Below are 20,963 nucleotides of genomic sequence, written 5' to 3' on the forward strand. Positions count from 1 at the left end.
CGAACCTTCGGGTGCGCAGCTCACTGGCTGGGCGCGGTCTCGGTGGGGTGAAGCGGAAGCCTGGTGCCGCAGCGCTTGCAGAATGCGGCGTCGATGTCGTGACGGTCGAACGTGCAGCCTGTGCAGGCGCGTGTCGACGGCGAGGGTGGGGTCGGGCTCGGGGTTGAGGACGAACCGTCGCGCATGGTGTTCACCAGTTCCGCGCCGATGATGCCGGTGGGGAACGCGATGATGCTGTAGCCGAGCAGGATGGTCATCGACGTGATGAACTGGCCCAGCGGCGTGCGCGGCACCAGGTCGCCGAAGCCCGTGGTGGTGAGCGTGACGACGGCCCAGTACATGCTGACCGGAATGCTGGTGAAGCCATGCTGCGGCCCTTCCACCACGTACATCACCGTGCCGAGGATGATGGTGATGATAAACACGGTGCCCAGGAACACGAAGATCTTGTGCCGGGCGTTCAGCAGCGCACGCAGCAGGATCTGCGCCTCTTCAAAGTACACCGTGATCTTCAGGATCCGGAAGATCCGCAGCAGGCGCAGCAGCCGCACATCGACCAGGTAGGCCAGTTCGGGCACAAAGATCGCCAGCCACGTTGGCAGGATCGAGATGAAGTCGATGACGCCGTAAAAGCTCAGCACGTAGCGCCAGGGCTTGCGCACCACGAGGATGCGCATGACATATTCCGCCGTAAACAGCAGCGTGAAGAGCCACTCGAGCACCGTGAAGAGCGTGCCCGCGCGGCCGCTTACGCTCGGCAGGCTGTCGAGCATCACCACCAGTACGCTGGCGAGGATGGCCCCCAGCAGGGTCAGGTCGAACAGCCTGCCCGACCATGTTTCGGCTTCAAAGATGATGGTGTACCAACGCGCGCGCCAGCCGCTCTCGGGTTTGCCGAGATATTCGCCAAGCCGCGCGTTGTGGGCGTGCCAGCGGTTGCGGCTGGTGCGGGGCGGGTTCCTCATGGCCGTCATGTGTTCAGAAACGGGGCAGGTCCGGATGCGGCAGCAGCCCGTTGCGCACGTGCAGCCTGCCGTATTCGGCACACCGCGCAAGCGTGGGGATGGCCTTGTCGGGGTTCAGCAGGCGCGCCGGGTCAAACGCCGCTTTCACGCGCAGGAAGGCGTCACGCTCCTCGGCAGAGAACTGCACGCACATCGAGCTGAGCTTCTCCACGCCCACGCCGTGTTCGCCCGTCACCGTGCCACCGAGTTCCACGCACGTTTCCAGGATGTCTGCGCCGAACAGCTCCGCACGGTGCCATTCGTCCTGGTCTTCGCCGTTGAAGAGGATGAGCGGATGCATGTTGCCGTCGCCGGCGTGGAACACGTTGATGCAGCGCAGGGCGTACTTCTGCTCCATCTGCTGGATGCGTCGCAGCAGCGTGCCGATGTGCTTGCGGGGGATGGTGCCGTCCATGCAGTAGTAGTCCGGCGAGATGCGCCCGGCTGCCGGGAAGGCATTCTTGCGTCCGCTCCAGAACTTCAGGCGCTCGGCCTCGCTTTGCGAGACCTGGATCCGCGTGGCACCCGAGGCGCGCAGCACTTCGCTCATGCGCGCGATTTCTTCGGCCACTTCTTCGGGCGTGCCGTCGGATTCGCACAGCAGGATGGCGGCCGCGTCCAGGTCGTAGCCGGCGCAGACGAATTCCTCCACGGCGGCGGTGGCGGGCTTGTCCATCATCTCCAGCCCGGCCGGGATGATGCCCGCGGCAATCACCGCGGCGACGGCGTTGCCGCCCGATTCCACATCGTCGAAGCTCGCCATGATCACCTGCGCCAGTTGCGGCTTGGGGATCAGGCGTACGGTCACTTCGGTCACCACGGCCAGCATGCCTTCGGAGCCGATCACCGTGGCCAGCAGGTCGAAGCCGGGGGCGTCGGGCGCTTCGCTGCCGAATTCGACGACCTCGCCGTCCATCATCACGGCGCGCACGCGCAGCACGTTGTGCACGGTCAGGCCGTATTTCAGGCAGTGCACGCCACCCGAGTTTTCGTTCACGTTGCCGCCGATGGTGCAGGCGATCTGCGACGACGGATCAGGCGCGTAGTACAGCCCGTGCGGGTTGGCGGCTTCCGAAATGGCGAGGTTGCGCACGCCAGGCTGGACCACGGCCGTGCGCGTGTACGGATCGACCTTCAGGATGCGCTTGAACTTGGCCAGCGAGAGGACCAGCCCACCTGGGGTCGGCATCGCGCCGCCCGACAGGCTCGTTCCCGCGCCGCGCGGCACCACGGGCACGCCCATGCGGTGGCACACGCGCAGGATTTCGACGACCTGCGCCTCGGTATCCGGCAGCACCACGGCCAGCGGCACCTGGCGGTAGGCGGCCAGGCCATCGCATTCATACGGGGTGGTGTCTTCGCGCTCCCAGAGCAGCGCGTCGTCGGACACGATCTGGGACAGCGCAGCGGTCAGCTCGGCCTGCAGGGCGGTCAGATCGCGGGCGGTGGCGGACGACGACGATGGCGCATTCATGGGGTGTCTCTCATGGTTCTGCCCGCCAGCGGTGGCCGGGGTGGGAGGCACTATAGCCCGGCCGCCGCGCCGCGCGGCGTGTTAAGGACTTTTGCGGCGATGAATTTGGCTCGCCGGGGCGGCCAATCCGGTTCATCGCGGTGCAGCAGGGTTTCGCCGCCCGTTGGTGGAGGTCCGATCTTCACGATCGAGCCTTTGACTACCAGCGGCGGGGTTCAAAACACCGACCTTCACACTAAAAGTTTCGAATCTGAGGTTCGGATACCTCACGCGTGAGGCAAATACAGTCGGCGTTGATGAAAAAAACAGCAACGATGACGTTCGGAACGTCGACTTCGAGGCTCAGAGGGTCGATCCATGACGCTTTTTGCTCCGACGTTGCTGCTTTTTTCATCAACGGTGGGGTTCCGAACGTCAACGTCGATACTAAAAGTTTCGAATCCGGCGGTTTGAGGCCCGGCGACGCGCCTCCACTGCCCACGGGTGGTGGCTGACGGCTTACCAATCCAGCCCGAGCAACCAGTCCACAAAATGCTGCGCCTCGGGCTTCATCGGCGCCTGCTCGCGCTGCACGATGTAATAAGCATGTGGCGACGTCGATTCGATGTCCAGCAGCCGCACGATCTGCCCCGAGGCCAGCCAGTTGCGCGCCATCGCCTGCCGCACCAGCGCCACGCCCTGGTTGGAGGCGACGGCTTCCAGCATGAGCCCGATGTCGTTGAAGAGCGAACCCGTGGCAGGCTCCGGCGCATCGAGCCCCGCTGCCTCGAACCACGGGCGCCACGGCTCCAGCGGGCTGCGCAGCAGCGTGAGGTTCAGCAGTTGCGATGCCTCGGTGATGGTGCTGCCGCTGATCTGCTCGAAGTAGCCGCGTCCGCATGCGGGAAACACCGGCTCGTTGAGCAGCAGCGTGGTCTTCAGGTCGGGGTAGCGGCCGGTGCCGTAGCGGATCTCGACGTCGGTGTCTTCGGCCTTCACGTCGAGGAACGGGATGGCGAGGTGCAGCTCCACGTCGATGTGCGGATACAGCGCGTTGAACTCCGGAATGCGCGGCACCAGGTGCTGACGCCCGAACGTGGGCGGGATTGCCACCCGCAGCCGCGCGCGCTGCTTGCTGAATTCCGGGCGGGCCAGCTCATGCAGGCTCTTGAGCGCGTCCTGCACGCTGCGCAGGTAGCGCGTGCCGGCGGCGGTCAGCCGCAATGCCGTGCCGGTGCGCACGAACAGGTCTTCGCCCCACAGCTCCTCGAGGTTCTTGATGCGGTGCGAGACCGCGCTGGGCGTGACGGACAGCTCCTCGGCCGCGCGCGCGAAGCTCGCATGGCGTGCGCCGGCTTCAAAGGCAATCAGCAGGTGCAGCGGAGGAACGCGCTTGAAGACGGAGGCCATTACAGGTGGAAGATCTTGCCGGGGTTGAGGATGTGCTTCGGGTCCAGCGCCTGCTTGACGCTGCGCATCAGGTCGATCGCATCGTTGCCGTGTTCGGCGATGAGGAAGTCCATCTTGTGCAGGCCCACGCCATGTTCGCCCGTGCAGGTGCCGTCCATGGCAATCGCCCGCGCGACGATGCGCTGGTTGATGCGCTCGGCTTCTTCCAGTTCTTCGGGCTTGTTCGGATCGATCAGCAGCGCGACGTGGAAGTTGCCGTCGCCCACGTGGCCGACGATGGGGGCGGGCAGTTGCAGCGCGCTGGCGAGCAGGTCCTTTTCCGTTTCCACCACGCACTCGGCCAGGCGCGAGATCGGCACGCACACGTCGGTCGTGACGGCGCGGCAGCCCGGCTTGAGTTGCAGGAACGCGAAGTACGCGTTGTGTCGGGCGTTCCACAGGCGGCTGCGGTCTTCGGGGCGTGTTGCCCATTCGAAGCCCTGGCCTTTATGTTCAGCGGCGATCTGCTGGACGGTCTCGGCCTGCTCCTGCACGCCATGCTCCGAGCCGTGAAACTCGAAGAACAGCGTCGGCATTTCGGGCAGCGTCAGCTTGTCGTATTGGTTGATCGCCCGGATGGCGAGCGCATCGACAAACTCCACGCGCGCAATCGGCACGCCCATCTGGATGGTGTCGATCACGGCGGACACCGCATCCCCCATGCTCGGGAAGGCGCATACCGCCGCGGACACGGCTTCCGGCTGCGGATACAGCTTCAGCGTGATTTCGGTGATGATGCCGAGCGTCCCCTCGCTGCCGATGAAGAGCCGCGTCAGGTCATACCCCGCCGACGATTTGCGCGCGCGGTTGGCCGTCTTGATGATGCGGCCGTCTGCCGTGACGACCGTCAGGTTCAGCACGTTCTCGCGCATCGTGCCGTAGCGCACGGCGTTCGTGCCGGACGCGCGCGTCGCGCACATGCCGCCGATGGACGCATCCGCACCGGGGTCGATCGGGAAGAACAGACCGGTATCGCGAATCTCGGTATTGAGTTGCTTGCGCGTGACGCCCGGCTCCACCGTCACCGTCAGGTCTTCCGGGTGCACCGACAGCACGTGGTTCATCTGCGAGAGATCGAGGCTCACGCCGCCGGCCACCGCCAGCAGATGGCCTTCGAGCGACGAGCCGGCGCCATACGGGATCAGCGGAATTTCGTGTTCGAAGCAAAGCTTGGCGACGGCAGCGACTTCCTCGGTGGTCTGCGCGAAGACGACGGCGTCGGGCAGCATCGGGTCGTAGGCGGATTCATCGCGGCCGTGATGGGCGCGCACGGCTTCGGTGGTGGAGACGCGGTCGCCGAAGCGGGCACGCAGCGCGTCGAGCATGACCGGGGGGATCGGCTTGCGCACCAATCCGGGATGGGGCATCGGGTGGTTCATGGGGGTCTCGCAATGTTGTGCGGCTCTCGGCGGGCCAATGGATCATTCTAACGCCGGGGTTGCACGCCGCTTGCGATAATGGCGGCTTGCAACGCGCCAATACAGCAACAGGAGACGCATCTTGGGCAACCGCCTATCCAAAATCGCCACCCGCACCGGCGACGACGGCACCACCGGCCTCGGCGACGGCAGCCGCACGGCCAAGGACAGCCTGCGCATCGCCGCCATCGGCGATGTCGACGAACTGAACTCGCACATTGGCGTGCTGCTGACGGAATCGCTGCCCGACGGCGTGCGCGCGGCGCTCACCGCCATCCAGCACGACCTGTTCGATCTGGGTGGCGAACTCTGCATTCCCGGGTACACGATGGTGACCACCGCGCACGTGCTGCGGCTCGACCAATGGCTGGCCGATTACAACGCCGATCTGCCGCGGCTGGCCGAATTCATCCTGCCGGGCGGCAGCCGCGCCGCGGCACAGGCGCATGTGTGCCGTACCGTCGCGCGCCGCGCGGAGCGCAGCATCGTCGCACTCGGCCGCGCAGAGGCCATTGGCGAGGCGCCGCGCCAATACGTCAACCGCCTGTCGGACCTGCTGTTCGTGCTGGCGCGCGTGCTGAATCGCGCAGACGGCGGCACGGACGTCCTCTGGAAGCGCGACGAGCACAAGCCGGCGTAATCGCTGCCCGCATCAAACAAAACGGCCCGGCGAGGTGACGTTGCCTCGCCGGGCCGTTTGCTTTTGCTTCTGCGGTGCGCAGAATCAGTTCACACTTGTCGGCGTCGTCGTGCTTTGCGCCACGGCGGCCAGTCCCGCCAATTGCCCCGGCGTGGTGATGGTCAGCGCCTGCGATGGCGTCGGCGCCGGGAAGCCCGCTTCGGCCAGCGCTTCCTTGATGGTGCGGTTGGTGTCGAAATAGACCTGCCAGTAGTGGTCGTTGTGCGTGTACGGGCGTACCGCCAGCACGGGTCCGACCAGGTTGAACTCCAGGATCTCAACATCGACCGCCGGATCGGTCAGCACGTTCGGAATGGCGGCCACCTTTTCCTTGAGCAGCGCGATGGCGGCGCGGTGATCGGCACTGCCGGCCAGTTGCGCCTTCAGCTCGACGCGGCGGAACGGGTTGGAGGTGTAGTTCTGGATCGTGTCGGCGAAGATCTTGCCGTTGCCGACAATCGTGACCACGTTGTCCGGCGTGTTGATGGTCGTGGCAAACAGGCCGATCTCCTTGATCGTGCCCGTCACGCCACCGGCCGTCACGAAGTCGCCCACCTTGAACGGCCGCAGCACGATCAGGAACGCGCCCGCCGCAAAGTTGGACAGCAGGCCCGACCAGGCCATGCCGATCGCCACACCGGCTGCGGCAATCAGCGCCGCGAACGTCGTCGTCTGGATGCCGAAATAGCCGAGGATCCCGATCACCAGCAGCACATTCAGCGTGACGGTGATGATCGAGCCCACATAGCGCAGCACGGTCGGATCGACCTTCTGCCTGCCAAGCGAGTTTTCGACCATGCGCACGGCCAGGTTGATGAGCCAGCGGCCCACCACCCAGAAGACAATGGCGGCGAGGATCTTCATGCCGACGTCGGCCGCGTATTGCGCGACGAGCGCCTGGTACTTGCTTGCGGTGTTGGTGGCGGTTTCCACCAGATTGTCTGCCATGGTTGCCTCCGGGAGGTGAGCAGGGGGAACTCACCTACGATATGTCAAAGGCAACGCACTTGTGTGACTTTGGCGCCTTTTGCTCACATTTGTTGTAGATCGGCGCGGGCCGCACCGAAACAAAAAGGACGCCCGCAGGCGCCCTTCCGTGAAGCAGTGAGGCTCAGTTCACTCAGTTGCCGCTGCCCGGTACCAGACGGCGCTTGCGCACGGCGTCGGCCAGCGTTTCGAGCACCTTCACCGAATCGTCCCAGCCGATGCACGCGTCGGTCACGCTCTGACCGTAAGCCAGGTCGGATACCGGCGTGCCCTGGACGTGGTCCTGGCGCCCGGCGTTGATGTGCGATTCCACCATCACGCCGACGATGCGGTTGTCGCCCGCGGCCATCTGGCGGGCAATGTCTTCGCACACCGGGATCTGGTTCTCGTGCTTCTTGCTGCTGTTGGCGTGCGATGCATCGATCATCAGGCGCGCGGCCAGGCCCGATTTGGCGATGGCGTCACACGCTTCCTGCACGCTCGCCGCGTCATAGTTGGGCGCCTTGCCGCCGCGCAGGATGATGTGGCAATCCTCGTTGCCGGCCGTCGACACGATGGCCGAGTGGCCGCCCTTGGTGACCGACAGGAAGTGATGCGGCTGCGACGCGGCCTTGATGGCGTCCACGGCGATCTTCACGTTGCCGTCGGTGCCGTTTTTGAAGCCGACCGGGCACGACAGGCCCGAGGCCAGTTCGCGGTGCACCTGGCTTTCGGTGGTGCGCGCGCCGATGGCGCCCCAGCTCACGAGGTCCGCGATGTACTGCGGGCTGATCATGTCGAGGTATTCGGTGCCGGCCGGCAACCCCAGCTCGTTGATGTTCATCAGCAACTCCCGCGCGGTGCGCAGGCCGTCGTTGATCTTGAAGCTGCCATCCATGTACGGGTCGTTGATCAGGCCCTTCCAGCCGACCGTGGTGCGCGGCTTCTCGAAGTACACGCGCATGACGATTTCGAGCTCGTTCTTGAAGCGCTCGCGCTGCTCGACCAGGCGGCGGGCGTAGTCCATCGCTGCCTTGGTGTCGTGGATGGAGCACGGGCCGATGATGACGATCAGGCGGTCGTCCATGCCGTGCAGGATGCGGTGCATGGCGTTGCGGCTCTGGTAGATCAGTTCCGACACGGTGTCGCTGCACGGGAATTCGCGAATCAGGTGCGCCGGCGGCGTCAGCTCTTTCAGTTCGCGAATGCGCAAATCGTCGGTGTTCTTCGGCATGGAAAGCTCCGGGGATGTGTCTTGAGTTCTATTGGAAACGTCTACTGTGTTCGGATCATGTTTCGCGTCGGTGCCGGGGTGGGGCAGGTGACAGGACGAAAAAAAACCGCCAGGGTCGCTGGCGGTTTTCGGTATCTGCTGGGTGCTTTTATTTTTGCTGCAAGCGCCCCTCTCCTTCCGCCAGCGGTGCGAGATGCCAAAAGTAAAAGTAAAAAAACTTGGCGAAGGACATGGAGAGAATGCGAAGGACTGCAGCAAAAATCAGGGAAGCGCTACTGCGCCGCACCAATCGAACCGTCTTTATAAACGCTTTTCTTGAGGGCCGCAAGCGCGGAGTTTCCGGGCCTGCGGCATCCAAACGACGGTGCCGCGGCAATCAAACCGTGCCGCCCACCGTCATGTTTTCCATGCGCAGCGTCGGCTGGCCGACGCCCACCGGCACGCTCTGGCCTTCCTTGCCGCACACGCCGATGCCCGAATCGAGGCGCATGTCGTTGCCGATCATGGTCACGTGCTTGAGCGATTCCGGGCCGCTGCCGACGAGCGTCGCGCCCTTGACCGGCGCGGTGATCTTGCCGTCTTCGATCAGGTAGGCCTCGCTGGCGGAGAACACGAACTTGCCGTTGGTGATGTCGACCTGGCCGCCCCCGAAGTTCACCGCATACAGCCCTTTCTTCACGCTGGCGATGATCTCCTGCGGGTCCTTGTCGCCGCCCAGCATGTAGGTGTTGGTCATGCGCGGCATCGGCAGGGCGGCGTAGCTCTCGCGGCGGGCGTTGCCGGTTACGGGCATCTTCATCAGGCGCGCGTTGAGCGTGTCCTGCATGTAGCCGGTCAGGATGCCGTCTTCGATGAGCGTGTTGCACTGCGTGGGGTTGCCCTCGTCGTCGAGGTTCAGCGAGCCGCGGCGGTTGGCCAGCGTGCCGTCGTCGACCACGGTGACGCCCTTGGCCGCCACGCGCTCGCCCATGCGGCCGGAAAACGCCGACGAGCCCTTGCGGTTGAAGTCGCCTTCCAGGCCGTGGCCGATGGCCTCGTGCAGCAGCACGCCGGGCCAGCCCGGACCGAGCACCACCGTCATCGTGCCGGCCGGTGCCGGCTTGGCTTCCAGGTTGACGAGCGCGGAAGAGACCGCCTCGTCCACGTATTCGCGCAGCAGCTCGTCGGTGAAGTAGCCGTAGGCATAGCGGCCGCCGCCGCCGGAGCTGCCCATTTCGCGGCGACCGTTCTGCTCGGCAATGACGGTGACGGAGATGCGCACCAGCGGGCGCACATCCGCGGCGATGACGCCGTCGCTGCGTGCGACGAGCATCACGTCGTACTCGCCGGCCAGGCCGGCCATCACCTGCACCACGCGCGGGTCTTTGGCGCGGGCGAGCTTTTCGATCCGCTCGAGCAGGGCAACCTTTTCGGAGGCCGTCATCGAGTCGAGCGGGTCGTTCGGGGCATACAGCGCATGGCCGCCGGGGCCGCTCGCCAGGCTGCTCGCCACCTTCACGCGGCCCGAGCCGACGCGGCCGATGGTGCGCGTGGCACCCGCGGCCTGCATCAGTGCGGGCAGGCTGATGTCGTCGGAATACGCAAACGCGGTACGGTCGCCCGAGACGGCGCGCACGCCCACGCCCTGGTCGATGCTGAAGCTGCCCGACTTGACGATGCCTTCTTCCAGGCTCCACGCCTCGTTGCGGGTGTATTGGAAATAGAGGTCGGCATAGTCGACGCGGTGCGTGAAGATGTCGGCCAGCGCGCGCTGCAGGTGCGCTTCGTCAAGGCCGTACGGATCGAGCAGCACGCGGCGCGCGATGGACAGGTTCTGGATGGCGATGTCGCCTGCGTTCATGGTGGTGGTCCTTTGAAATTCGGTTGGGCTACATCACACGGTGTTTGAGCGCCGGCAGATCCTGGCGCACCTGCGCAAGCCGGGCCGGGTCCATGTCGCCGATGGCAATGCCTTCGCCCTCGGGCACGGAGGCGATGATCTCGCCCCACGGATCGACCAGCATGGAGTGGCCCCACGTGCGGCGGCCGTTTTCATGGCGCCCGCCCTGTGCAGCGGCGAGCACGTAGCACTGGTTTTCGATGGCGCGGGCGCGCAGCAGGATGTCCCAGTGCGCGGCGCCCGTCACATAGGTGAAGGCAGCCGGCATCAGAATCAAGTTGAGGCTTCCGCCCGCCGACAACGCGCGGTACAGCTCCGGAAAGCGCAGGTCGTAGCACACCGACATCCCCACGCGGCCGCACGGCGCATCGAAGGCGACCGGCGCGGCGCCGGGTTCGATGGTGCGGGCCTCATCGTAGCGCTCTTCACCGCGCACGAAGTTGAACAGGTGGATCTTGTCGTAGCGTGCGACGCGCAGGCCGGCGGGGTTGAATGCGAGCGACGTGTTGCGCACGCGCTGCGCGTCTTCGCACCACATCGGCAGGGTGCCGCCGACGAGCCACAACTGGTGCCGGCGCGCGGCATCGGCCAGGAACGCCTGGATCGGGCCGTTGCCGTCGTCCTCGCGGATGGCGACCTTGTCGCTGTCCTTGCGGCCCATCATGCAGAAGTACTCGGGCAGCAGCGCCAGCTGTGCGCCCTGCGCGGCGGCCTCGGCGAGCAGTGCATCGGCGCGGGCCAGGTTGGCATCCACGTCGATGCCGGTCACGGTCTGGACGGCGGCAACGCGAAAAGGTGCATCAAAGGCCGCATGGGACGCGGACGGGGCGGGGGCAACGGTAGCGGAAGTCATGGGCCTATTTTGCCGAGGTTTCGGAATGACTGCCTGCGCCGGCGCTGGACGCGACCTTCTCGATCTTCGGGTCGGCCCAGCTTCCGGTCACGTGGTATTGCGTGGCGAACGCCTTCGAGACCTGGTCGCCGAGGATCAGCTGCGCCGCAAGCGTGCCGAGCCCCAGCGCCGGATTGATGAACGCGGCGGCCAGCGAGGCCGACGTGGCATCGACCTTGGGCGTGACCTTCACGCGCAGATCCTGCGTCTCATCGAGGATGTTGGCCGACCCCTGCATGGCGACCTGGAACTGCGGCCCGCGGACGGCGAAATCTTCCGTGCGCGCGACACCGTTGGTGATGGTGCCGGTGGCCACGACGCTGTCAAACGGCGTGCCGCGCCCCGTGGCGCTGCGCAGGTCGGTGGCGAAGTGCAGCAGCCCCTGCAGGCTCAGCACGCCGGCCAGCTTGGCGAGCCCCGGATCGACCGGCAGGAACTGGCCCCGCTCCAGGTTCAGCGCCATGCGGCCGTTGAGCGTCGGGTAGTCGATCGACATCGGCGAGCCGCGCCAGACCACGCGCCCTTCGAGCTTGCCCTTGGCGCCGTCGAGCACCTTGGCGAAGCCCATTTTCTGCAGCAGGTCGCCGGAGTCGCGCAGATCGAGGTTGAAGTCGAGCAGCGTGCGGCGTTCCGGGTCGTCGCTGCCGCGCAGGCGGCGTGGAATGCGCCAGGTGCCGTGCGCGGTGAGCGTGGCGGCAGGCTGTTCGATCTTGAGCGTCTCGAGCGTCCAGACCGGCGCCCCGTCGCTGATCTGGCTGCGCGCCTTGATCTCGAGCTTGCCGAGGGCCTTGCCGCGCAGATCGAACTTGTCGGCCACGAGGTCCAGCGACGGCATCTCCTGCGAGCTGCGCGCCAGGGATTCCGTCAGCGCCGTCTCTTCCTGCGCATCGGGGATGCTCATGCGCGACAGGCGCATCGTGAGCTCGCCGAACGGCACGGCTGCGCTTTCGGCGTGCCAGCGCGCGGCACCGGCAATCTCGCGCGATTCGATGGTCGATTGCCAGTTCGCGCCGTCGCGCGTGGCGTCGATGCGCACCGCGTTGAAGTCGCGGCCCAGGATGCGCAGCGTCTGGGCACGCCCGCTCAGGCGGCTCGGCAGATAGGCGTTGTGGCTGGCAGACGTCTTGGGGGCCGAGGCGGCAGCGGCGTGTTCGGTGGCAATCTGCACGGCGCTCTTGTCAGCGGTGGGAGCGGCGAAGACGTGGCGCCAGGCGTCGATGTCGAGCTGGTCCAGTGCCAGATTGGCCTGGACGCCTTCGGCCGGCTGCGGCACCGGCTGTCGCACGCCAATGCCGCCACGCAGCACTTCGACGCCGCCGGCGCCGCTGCGCTGTTCATAGCGCGCGGTGGCAACGTTGCCAAGCTGCAGCGTGATCTCGTCGAGGGCGTTGTTGGCGGCCAGCGGTTGCATCTCGAAGCGCACCGGCAGCGGCTGGCCCGCGGCCTTGTTCAGCGGCGCCGGCAGGCGCACGGTCATCGGCGTGAGGTCGGACTGCACCTGGATGATCGGCCGATGCTGCTTGACGCTGATGGTCGCGCTGTAGGGCGCGCTGCCCTCCAGTGCGCGCGCTACCGCGGCGACCGGGCTGCCTTCCGGCGTGGTTTCGCGCAGGCCCTGTGCCGACGCCGTACCCGCCACCTGAATGCGGATCGTGCCGTCGGGCGCGGTCCCGCCGGTGGGGCGGATCTCGCCGCCGGCAAAGCGTGCACGCAGGTTGTCGAAGCCGATGCCCTTATGGGTGAAGGTCAGCGCGCCGGTCACATCGGTCAGTGGCGGGGCCTGCGGAATCAGCGTGACATCGTTGCGCAGGAACGAGACGCTGCCTTGGGCGCGCGTCGAATGCATCTCGTGCAGCGGCAGCTCGAGCTTGAGCGCCAGCGTGGCGTTGCCCTGCGCGCGCGCCTCCTTGGTGAAGTGGCCGATCCACTGGCTGACCGGGCTGGCCTCGACGTACTGCAGGAAGTTCTGTGTCGCCCCGTCGCCCTTGCCTTCGATGGTGAGGACCGGGTTGTGGTCTTCCATGTCGGGCAGGTTGCCGCCTACGTCCTGCAGGTTCACGCCCATCACCTTGGCGCGCGCCACCTTGAAGGCAAGCGACGACCGATCGAAGATCACCGTGCCGTCGATGTTGGTGAATGCGGGCCATTCGCCGGGGTGCGTCGGCGTGCGCCCCGGCGGGCTGTGGGCCGCCTGCGCCGGGGCCGGCTGATACGTCACGTTCTGCACCGGGACCTCCACCCGGAACGCGCCCTGGTGCGGCGGCCGGAACGGAAAGTCGTGCAGGTCACCCGCCAGCGCGAAGCTGACGTTGCTCGCGCTGCCGGCCAGCAGTGCGCCGCCCAGGTAATCGCGCAGATGCTGGCTGATGGACAGCGGCAGGTAGCGCGGCACGCGCGCCACTTCGGCGCGCTCGAGCGTGCCCTTGAGGTCGAGGCTGCCGAGGCGGCTGGTGTCCGGCGCATGGCGGTAGGTGCCTCCGACGTGCGCCGCGAGGTCGCCATTGGAGAAGGTCACGTTGTCGCTGGCGAGGACGAGTTCCTGCTTGCGGTACGTCCAGTTGAAGGTGCCTTGCAGGCGATCGAGCGGCACGCGCGGCTCGGCGAAGGTGCCGGGCAGCAGCAGGGCGGCGTCGGCGGAATCGATGCGCAGCGTGCCCTTGTCATCCGAAAACGTTGCGTTGCCGGAGAGGTTCTCGACGCCCGGCACGGCCGGCTCCGGGTGGTGCCCTGGCGGCACGGCGGGCAGCTCGCCCGGGCCGAACGAGACCTGGCGCATGGTGGCGCGGCCGGTAAAGTGCACCGGCGCCGATGCCGAGGCCTGCGGGCGCCAGCGCGACACATCGCGCTGCCAGTGGATGTCGAGATCGTCGACGCGGCCGGTGGGCTGCCTGGTGCGCAGCGGTTGCAGCACGCTCGCCGGCAGCGGCAGCGCGGTGGCGATGCTGCGCAGGTCGGCCAGGTCCAGCGTGGCGGCCTTGATCTTCAGTACGCGCAGCGCATCGCGCTTGTCGAGTGCCCAGCCGACGGTGACATTGCGCAGGCCGCGCGGCGTGCCGGCGGGGTTGGCCGGCGCCTCGATGCCGGGGCCGGCCAGTTCGGGCATCGACGGCGGTTGCGCCGGCGGATTCAGTGGCTGCCAGAGCAGCGTATCGAAGCGCACGGTGTGCTCGCCGCGCGTATCCCGCTGGTGCGTCGCCAGCGCCTGAAGGCTGCGCAGCTGGAGCGGGTCGAGATCCTTGCGCACTTGCAGATCGAGCTGCTGTCCGGTCAGCCGCGCCTGGCTGCGCGTGAAGGCGCCATCGGCGAACTCCACCGAGCCGTCGGACGACACGGTGCCGCTGTTGGCGGCGGCCAGAACCGGTACGTAGCGTTGCACGGCCGCCAGCTGCAGCGTGTCGACCTGCCATGAGGCCTGGCCGTGCCAATGGCGCCAGTCGCCGGGCCGGGCCAGCAGGTCGTGGCGGAAGTCGGCGTGGAACTTGATGGGACCGTTGAACAGTGTGGGCGATGTGCCGCTGGCGTCGACCCGGTGCCGCGTGGGGCCGCTGCGCAGCCGGATGCGCACGTTGCCCAGCGCGACCTCGGGCAGGTTCCGCCGCTCGTCGAGCCAGCGCACGGCGCCTTCGCGGAAGTCGATGTCGCCCTGGGAGAGCAGCTGGTCGAAGAAGTCGCTGTCGCCGCCGGTGTCGGGCGAGAGCGGCATGCCGGCGACGATGAGCCTGCCCTTGGCGTCTCGGCGGACCAGCACGTCGGCGCGATCGGCATGCAGCACGGCAAACGTGATCTGCATCCGCAGCAGCGAGCGCCAGGACAACCGCGCCTGTACATCCTGCACGGCAAACGTGCGGCGCCCGGCGGGGTCGCGCGCCTCGATGCGCTGGGCCCGGAAGGCGGGATGCCAGCCCTCCCAGAAGGTCTCGAGCGAGCCGATGCCCACCGTGGCGTGCAGTGCGCTCGACGCCTCGCGCTCCATCCATTCGCGCGCGACACTTGCGCGCGGCCACAGGACAAAGCGCACCACGAGCATGCCGATGACGGCCAGGACCACCAGCGCCACCGCCGTTCTCCACACGAGGCGCCACAGTGTGCGCCAGACGCGCGCGCCGGCCACGGAGCGCATGCCGGCGCCCGCCCTGCCTGCCAGCCCCATCAGACGCGCCCAGGCCGTAGGCCGTCCTGCCCCGCCCGGGGACAGGGTGCTGGTGTGTCCACCATCGGACTTCGGCGATTCAGGGAACTGGGGCGGGCGGGGCATGATGCGGATTATCCGATATTCGGCAGGCGGCGCCACATTTGCTGCCCTGCCGACCGGCAAGCACGCCGGATGCCCGCGAAAGTCAGTGGTCACCGACCGGCCCCGCGCGCATTTCAGCGAGAATGGACGTTTCCGCCAACGCTTGATTGGGTTCGCATGACTGATTCCGCCTTGTCCACGCAGCCGTTCCTGCAGGCGCCGGCCCGCGCGCCAGAGGCCCCTTTCGCCGCGCTGCCGTTCGCGCTGGCTTATTCGCGCTACATCCAGCGCCTGGCGCAGGCGCGTGAGGGCTGGGCCGACCGCGTGCACGCCGCCGCTGGCCGCCCGATCGACGTGGCGTGGCTGTCGGCACGCTTTGCTGAACTGTTCGATACGACGGCCGCCGAGCCGGAGACCGCGCTCAAGCGCGCACTGCGCCTGCTGCGCAACGAAGTGTTCGGCGCGCTGGTCGAGCGCGACCTGTCCGGCGCCGCCACGCTTGACGAAGTGACCGGCACGATGACCGACCTGGCCGAGTTCGCCGTGCGCGCTGCCATCTCCGTGATCGGGCGGGAGCTCGAGGCGCTGCACGGGCAGCCGATGGGGCAATCCTCCGGCGAGGTGCAGGAGCTGGTGGTGGTCGGCATGGGAAAGCTCGGCGGGCGCGAGCTCAACGTGTCCTCCGACATCGACCTGATCTTCCTTTACGACGAAGACGGCGACACGCACGGCGGCCCGCGGCCGTTGTCGAACCACGAATACTTCACCAAGCTCGGCCGGCGCCTCATCAACGCGCTGGCCGACGTGACCGAGGACGGCTACGTCTTTCGCGTCGACATGCGCCTGCGCCCGAACGGCGATGCCGGGCCGCTTGCGTGCAGCCTCGGCATGCTGGAGGAGTACTTCGTCGTGCAGGGCCGCGAATGGGAGCGCTACGCGTGGATCAAGGGCCGCGTCATCACCGACCCGACGAGCCCGCATGCGGCCCGCGTGATCCAGCAGCTCGACCGCGTGACCGGGCCGTTCGTGTTCCGGCGCTATCTGGACTACGGCGTGATCGCGGCCATCCGGTCGCTGCATGCGCAGATCCGCAACGAGGCGGCCAAGCGCAGCAATGGCGCCAATCAACAGCGCGATGGCCAGGGCCACGTGCAGGCCCGCTCGCCCAATATCAAGCTCGGGCGCGGCGGCATCCGCGAGATCGAATTCGTTGCGCAGGTGTTCCAGCTCATCCGCGGCGGGCAGGACTTTGCACTGCGCGTGCGGCCGACGCTGCAGGTGCTGCGTGCGGCGTCCGAGCGCGGCCTGATCGACGCCGAGGCCGTGGCGCGCCTGACCGAGGCATACCGCTTCCTGCGCCAGCTCGAACACCGCCTGCAGTACATCGAAGACGCGCAGACGCACAACCTGCCAGGCTCGCCCGAAGACCAGCTGCGTGTGGCGCGCATGATGGGCTTTGACGACTACGCCGCGCTGGTGGCCAGGCTGGAGGCTTACCAGGACGAAGTCGCGCAGCAGTTCGAGCAGACCTTCTCCGACAAGCAGGACAGCCAGCCGCCGTGCGCCGCCGTGTGGCATGCCGATCTGCTCGACGACGAGCACACCGAAACGGCGCGCACGCAGCTCGCGGAGCTCGGCTATGCGGACCCGGACAGCGTGCTCGAGCGCCTGCGCGCGACGCGCAATTCGCCGCGCTACCGGGCGCTGTCCGAAGTAAGCCGGCAGCGCTTCGACCTGCTCATCAACCGGGCGATCGACCAGGCGTCGCGGCAGACCGATGCCGATGTCACCATCGCGCGCTTTCTCGATTTCTTCGATGCGATCAGCCGGCGCGCGTCGTACCTGTCGCTGCTGAGCGAATACCCGCAGGCGATGGAGCGCGTGGCCCACACGCTGCACGCGTCGCGCTGGGCAGCGGACTACCTCACGCGCCATCCGCAATTGCTCGACGAACTGCTCGACGTGGAGGCGCTGTCGGCCGAGCCCGACTGGCCGGCCTTCAAGGAGCGTGTGCGCGACCGCCTGCGCGCCGCCGCCGACCACGTCGAGATGCAGATGGACATCCTGCGCCAGGAGCACCATGCCGAAACGTTCCGCGTGCTGCTGCAGGACCTGCAGGGCATGCTCAGCGTCGAACACATCAGCGACCGGCTTTCCGACCTGGCCGATGCGATGCTGGACCTGACGCTGGAGACGGTCTGGCAGCAGGTGGGCACACGTCACCGCGAGGTGCCGCGCTTCGCCGTGGTGGCCTACGGGCGGCTGGGCGGAAAGGAACTCGGCTATGCGTCGGACCTCGACATCATCTTCCTCTACGACGATGACGACGAACGCGCGCCCGATGTATACGCGTCGTTTGCGCGCAAGCTCATCACCTGGCTGACCAGCCACACCGCCGCAGGCATGCTGTTCGACGTGGACACGCGCCTGCGCCCGAACGGCGCGGCCGGCCTGATGGTCACGCACTTCGAAGCGTTCCGCCGCTACCAGATGCGCGAGGGCGACAACGCCGCGTGGGTGTGGGAGCACCAGGCCCTCACGCGCGCGCGCTTCTGCGCGGGCGACGCCGAGATCGGCCAACGCTTTGAGGCGCTGCGCACCGAGGTACTGCGCCAGCCACGCGAGCCGGCCCCGCTGCGCGACGAGATCGTGGCGATGCGCGAGCGCGTCGCGGAAGGGCATGCGAACCCGACCGACCTGTTCGACCTGAAGCACGATCGCGGCGGCATGGTCGATATCGAATTTACCGTGCAGTTCCTGGTGTTGCTGCACAGCGCGGTGCATCCCGAACTCACGCGCAACAAGGGCAACATTGCGCTCCTGCACATGGCGGGCGAGCTCGGCCTGATCGATGCCGCGCGGGCCGCACAGGTGGCCGATGCCTACCGCGACTTCCGTGCGCGCCAGCACAAGCTGCGGCTGGACGGGCAATCCGCCGCCCGCGTGCCGGCCGGTACGTGCGCGCACGAGGCCGCGCAGGTGCGGGCGTTGTGGCAGCAGGTGTTCGGGCCGGCGCAATGAGGGGGCATCGGTACGCAGTCTCCGTCGGGGGCGCCTGTGTGGGTGTGGCCGTGTTGTCGGCGGCGTTTTCGTTTGTGCCGTGGCTGCATGCCGCGGGGCTGTATCAGCGTGACGCCGTGCGGGCGGGGCAGTGGTGGCGCATCGTCACCGCCATGTGGGCCCATCTGGACGTGTGGCACTGGCTGGCCGATGCGATGGCGGGCGCAGGGCTCATCCTGTTGCTGGCCCGTGTGCTGCAGCCCCAGCGCATCGTCGGGGCGCTGCTAACGTGCGGCGTGCTGGTGCAGCTTGCGCTGCTCACGCAGCCGGCGGTGCAGTGGTATGGCGGGCTTTCCGGCGCGCTGCACGGCTTGGCCGCATGGGGCGGGCTGCGGCTGCTGAAACCCGCCGCCGAGGGGGAGGACGACCGCATCTCGCGCTGGCTCGGCGTGGCGCTTTGTGTGGGTGTGCTGGTGAAGGTGTGGCTCGAGCAATCGTGGCTGTCGCCCATCGCCTTTGACCCGCATTGGGGGTTTGGCGTGGTGCGCATCGCGCATGCGTTCGGGGCGGGGAGTGGTTTGTTGATTTGGGTGTTGGGGGCGTGGCGGGTGAAAGGGCGATCGACGTGAGGCCGAGCGGGTCCGATGGCCCGTAAAAACAGACACGCCGGCATGAAAGCCGGCGCGTCTGTTCAGCGGTGTTGCCGAGGTGTCGGTGGTCCGTTATCGACTCCGACGACGGCCGCCTGCAAGCGCGCCGGCTGCAAGCATCAGGCCTGCGAGCCACAGGGGGAGGGCACCGCCGCCGCCGCTGCTGCTGCTGCTGCCATTGCTGCTGGTCGTGTCTGCGGTACCGGTTGCAGCCGGGGTGACTGTCACAGTGGCCGCATCGGTGGCCGTCGCGCCGGTGTTGCTCGTCAGCGTGACCGTAAAGGCATACGTGCCCGCAGCCGACGGCGTGAACGTAGCAGTGTAATTGCCGTTGCTATCGGGACCGGAGGTCGTGAGGCTGACGGACGGTCCGGAAGTCTGCGCCCACTGCACGCTACTGATGGTGTTGAAGACGCCCGCATTGCCGCTCGCCGTCAGGGTGACGGCGTTGTTGGCGACAACCGTGCTTGCCGAAGCCGAGGCATGCACGCTCGGATTGCCTTTCGCCACTGCAACGGCGGCGCCCGCATCGAGCATGCCGGCGCCACAGAGGCCGGACTGGGATGCGCAGTACGTTCCTGCCGGGAAGGGGCGTGCCGTCTGCTGGAGAATCGTGCTGATCTGATCCGGCGTCAGGCGATTGTTGACGGACAGCATCAGCGCGGCGACGCCTGCCACGTGCGGCGTGGCCATCGATGTGCCAGCCTCGCCGGCATAGCTGTCGGCGTCCGGTGCGGTGGTACCGCTGTTCGAAAGCGACAGAACCAGCGCCCCCTGCCCGCTCACGGTCGACCCATTGCCGCCGCCGGGCGCGCTGATTGTGGTGCCGGCGCCCACATTGGCATAGTTCGCCTTGTCGCCATCGAGCGTGTGCGCGGTGACGGCGATCGTGCCCGTGCAGTTTGCGGGGGCGTCAATGTTCGTGCGCCCTTCGTTGCCGGTAGCCACAACGACCACCGCGCCGCGGTTACGCGCGTTGGTGATGGCGGTCTGTATGGCCGAATCGCAGGGCCCGGAGCCGCCCAGGCTCAAGTTGACGACCTTGGCCGGCGTCGGATTGCTGCTGGGTGTCACGCGGGCCACGGTGCCGCCAGTGGCCCATGTGAGCGCATCGATCACGTCCGACTCCGTGCCTCCACAGCGCCCGAGGGCGCGCGCCATCTGCACGCCGACACGCGGTGCAATGCCTGCCACACCCGTCCCACTGTGTTGCGCGGCGATGAGACCCGTGACGAAGGTGCCATGCCAGGAGGACGTATCGGAAGCCGTTGCCCCGCCGCACACCGCTGGATTCGCGGTGATGTCGGCTTGCGTGGTCGCGTCGCCCGGATCCGTTCCGACGCTGTCGCCGCCGTTGTTTCGGAAGGCGTTGGTGATGAAGTTGGCGCCAGTGTGGATTGTGGCGCCCGCAAGGTCGGCGTGGCTAAGAATGCCCGTGTCCACCACGGCAACGTTGATCGCGCTGGAACCCGTGGTCGTGTTCCACGCAGTCGTCAGGTTGGCACCGCCCACGGCGGTTGGGGTGCTCGACTGCGTTACCCCGCCGGAGGTAATGATGTTCGTGATGGCGGCATCCTTGGCCATCAGGTTCCATTGAAAGCCAAAGCCCGTGGCGGACGGCGTGAACGCGGGGCGCAGGATGCGATCCGGCGCGACGTATTCGAATTGACCCGTCGCGGCCATGCGCTGCGCCACTGTCTGGGCGTCTTGCAGCGTCATGGTGGTGGGCAGCGCGACCACATGGGCATCGCCCGACATGGCGCGCTTGTACGTCACGGGCAACTGAGCAGCGGCAGACCAGCGTTGTACGGTCGCAACGTCGACGCGCATCGTGCGCCCGTCTGTGTCTGCGGACTGCAATTGGAGCGGGCCATTCGTGCCGCTTTTTTCCTTGACGATCAACTGCGACACCCATTGCGTCTGAGTGCTTGAGTTGGCTGTGCGGTCACCGGCCAGCGCTGGCGCAGCTTGATACGAAACGAGTCCGAGCGCGATCAGCGCGCGGACGATACCCCCCTGGGCGATCGACTTCATTGAATGAACCCTGTTGTTGTAGAAAAATGAGCCGGAATTATCCCAAGATTCCCGCGTTTTTCTGCTTAAAC

13 protein-coding genes are annotated in these 20,963 nt (G+C 67.1%); 3 read left to right on the top strand and 10 right to left on the bottom strand.

Translation table 11 applies throughout. The annotated features are described in order from the left end of the window. Positions 1–20: 20 nt before the first annotated feature. The 4 genes from KHN96_RS12955 to KHN96_RS12970 form a co-directional block, all read right to left on the bottom strand. Entirely contained in the window at positions 21–965 is a 945-nt protein-coding gene (locus tag KHN96_RS12955; RefSeq protein WP_062737984.1) for an ion transporter, read from the bottom strand. 13 nt (positions 966–978) lie between these two features. Beyond that, the gene (locus KHN96_RS12960) at positions 979–2,478 is read right to left on the bottom strand and encodes an FAD-linked oxidase C-terminal domain-containing protein (RefSeq protein WP_045787642.1); all 1,500 of its coding nucleotides are present in this window, start codon (positions 2,476–2,478) and stop codon (positions 979–981) included. A 498-nt stretch (positions 2,479–2,976) separates the two neighbouring features. After that, a complete protein-coding gene (locus tag KHN96_RS12965) occupies positions 2,977–3,867 on the bottom strand; it encodes a LysR substrate-binding domain-containing protein (protein ID WP_045787641.1) in 891 nt (296 codons plus the stop codon). Beyond that, complete coding sequence (locus tag KHN96_RS12970; protein ID WP_062737929.1) at positions 3,867–5,285, bottom strand: FAD-binding oxidoreductase; 1,419 nt, start codon at positions 5,283–5,285, stop codon at positions 3,867–3,869. The genes KHN96_RS12965 and KHN96_RS12970 overlap by 1 nt, the downstream gene beginning before the upstream one ends. A gap of 121 nt (positions 5,286–5,406) precedes the next feature. Between KHN96_RS12970 and KHN96_RS12975 the strand changes: the two genes are divergently transcribed. Beyond that, the gene (locus tag KHN96_RS12975) at positions 5,407–5,964 is read left to right on the top strand and encodes a cob(I)yrinic acid a,c-diamide adenosyltransferase (protein WP_062737928.1); all 558 of its coding nucleotides are present in this window, start codon (positions 5,407–5,409) and stop codon (positions 5,962–5,964) included. Positions 5,965–6,048: 84 nt separating this feature from the next. Here the strand turns inward: KHN96_RS12975 and KHN96_RS12980 are convergent, their stop codons facing one another. The 5 genes from KHN96_RS12980 to KHN96_RS13000 form a co-directional block, all read right to left on the bottom strand. Next, the gene (locus tag KHN96_RS12980) at positions 6,049–6,951 is read right to left on the bottom strand and encodes a mechanosensitive ion channel family protein (protein ID WP_062737927.1); all 903 of its coding nucleotides are present in this window, start codon (positions 6,949–6,951) and stop codon (positions 6,049–6,051) included. A 172-nt stretch (positions 6,952–7,123) separates the two neighbouring features. Further along, positions 7,124–8,203: a 3-deoxy-7-phosphoheptulonate synthase AroG gene (gene aroG / locus KHN96_RS12985; RefSeq protein WP_045787637.1), complete on the bottom strand. Its 1,080-nt coding sequence runs from the start codon at positions 8,201–8,203 to the stop codon at positions 7,124–7,126. Positions 8,204–8,579: 376 nt separating this feature from the next. Further along, a complete protein-coding gene (tldD, locus tag KHN96_RS12990; protein WP_045787636.1) occupies positions 8,580–10,043 on the bottom strand; it encodes a metalloprotease TldD in 1,464 nt (487 codons plus the stop codon). Between the two features lie 28 nt (positions 10,044–10,071). After that, entirely contained in the window at positions 10,072–10,935 is an 864-nt protein-coding gene (locus KHN96_RS12995; RefSeq protein WP_045787635.1) for a carbon-nitrogen hydrolase family protein, read from the bottom strand. A 4-nt stretch (positions 10,936–10,939) separates the two neighbouring features. Continuing rightward, positions 10,940–15,229, bottom strand: a complete 4,290-nt coding sequence (locus KHN96_RS13000) for a YhdP family protein (protein WP_062737926.1) — start codon at positions 15,227–15,229, stop codon at positions 10,940–10,942. Positions 15,230–15,385: 156 nt separating this feature from the next. On the opposite strand from KHN96_RS13000, the gene glnE reads away from it, so the two are divergent. Both glnE and rrtA read left to right on the top strand, forming a co-directional pair. Further along, positions 15,386–18,229, top strand: a complete 2,844-nt coding sequence (gene glnE / locus KHN96_RS13005) for a bifunctional [glutamate--ammonia ligase]-adenylyl-L-tyrosine phosphorylase/[glutamate--ammonia-ligase] adenylyltransferase (protein WP_062737925.1) — start codon at positions 15,386–15,388, stop codon at positions 18,227–18,229. Beyond that, on the top strand, positions 18,226–18,837 hold the full coding sequence (rrtA, locus tag KHN96_RS13010; RefSeq protein WP_062737924.1) for a rhombosortase: 612 nt from the start codon (positions 18,226–18,228) through the stop codon (positions 18,835–18,837). The genes glnE and rrtA overlap by 4 nt, the downstream gene beginning before the upstream one ends. Positions 18,838–18,930: 93 nt before the next feature. Here rrtA and mprA read toward each other — a convergent pair whose 3' ends face one another. Next, positions 18,931–20,892 (bottom strand): MprA protease, GlyGly-CTERM protein-sorting domain-containing form, encoded by a 1,962-nt coding sequence (gene mprA, locus KHN96_RS13015; RefSeq protein ID WP_062737923.1) that lies wholly within the window; start codon positions 20,890–20,892, stop codon positions 18,931–18,933. Between the last annotated feature and the right edge of the window lie 71 nt (positions 20,893–20,963).

The sequence above is a fragment of the Ralstonia mannitolilytica genome (genome assembly GCF_905397375.1).
Classification (GTDB): domain Bacteria; phylum Pseudomonadota; class Gammaproteobacteria; order Burkholderiales; family Burkholderiaceae; genus Ralstonia; species Ralstonia mannitolilytica.

Coding starts and splice junctions, on each gene's coding strand:
- KHN96_RS12980 (WP_062737927.1), bottom strand. CDS start 6,951: ATGGCAGACAATCTGGTGGAAACCGCCACCAACACCGCAAGCAAGTAC.
- KHN96_RS12960 (WP_045787642.1), bottom strand. CDS start 2,478: ATGAATGCGCCATCGTCGTCGTCCGCCACCGCCCGCGATCTGACCGCC.
- KHN96_RS13000 (WP_062737926.1), bottom strand. CDS start 15,229: ATGCCCCGCCCGCCCCAGTTCCCTGAATCGCCGAAGTCCGATGGTGGA.
- aroG (WP_045787637.1), bottom strand. CDS start 8,203: ATGCCGAAGAACACCGACGATTTGCGCATTCGCGAACTGAAAGAGCTG.
- rrtA (WP_062737924.1), top strand. CDS start 18,226: ATGAGGGGGCATCGGTACGCAGTCTCCGTCGGGGGCGCCTGTGTGGGT.
- mprA (WP_062737923.1), bottom strand. CDS start 20,892: ATGAAGTCGATCGCCCAGGGGGGTATCGTCCGCGCGCTGATCGCGCTC.
- KHN96_RS12955 (WP_062737984.1), bottom strand. CDS start 965: ATGAGGAACCCGCCCCGCACCAGCCGCAACCGCTGGCACGCCCACAAC.
- KHN96_RS12970 (WP_062737929.1), bottom strand. CDS start 5,285: ATGAACCACCCGATGCCCCATCCCGGATTGGTGCGCAAGCCGATCCCC.
- KHN96_RS12965 (WP_045787641.1), bottom strand. CDS start 3,867: ATGGCCTCCGTCTTCAAGCGCGTTCCTCCGCTGCACCTGCTGATTGCC.
- KHN96_RS12995 (WP_045787635.1), bottom strand. CDS start 10,935: ATGACTTCCGCTACCGTTGCCCCCGCCCCGTCCGCGTCCCATGCGGCC.
- glnE (WP_062737925.1), top strand. CDS start 15,386: ATGACTGATTCCGCCTTGTCCACGCAGCCGTTCCTGCAGGCGCCGGCC.
- tldD (WP_045787636.1), bottom strand. CDS start 10,043: ATGAACGCAGGCGACATCGCCATCCAGAACCTGTCCATCGCGCGCCGC.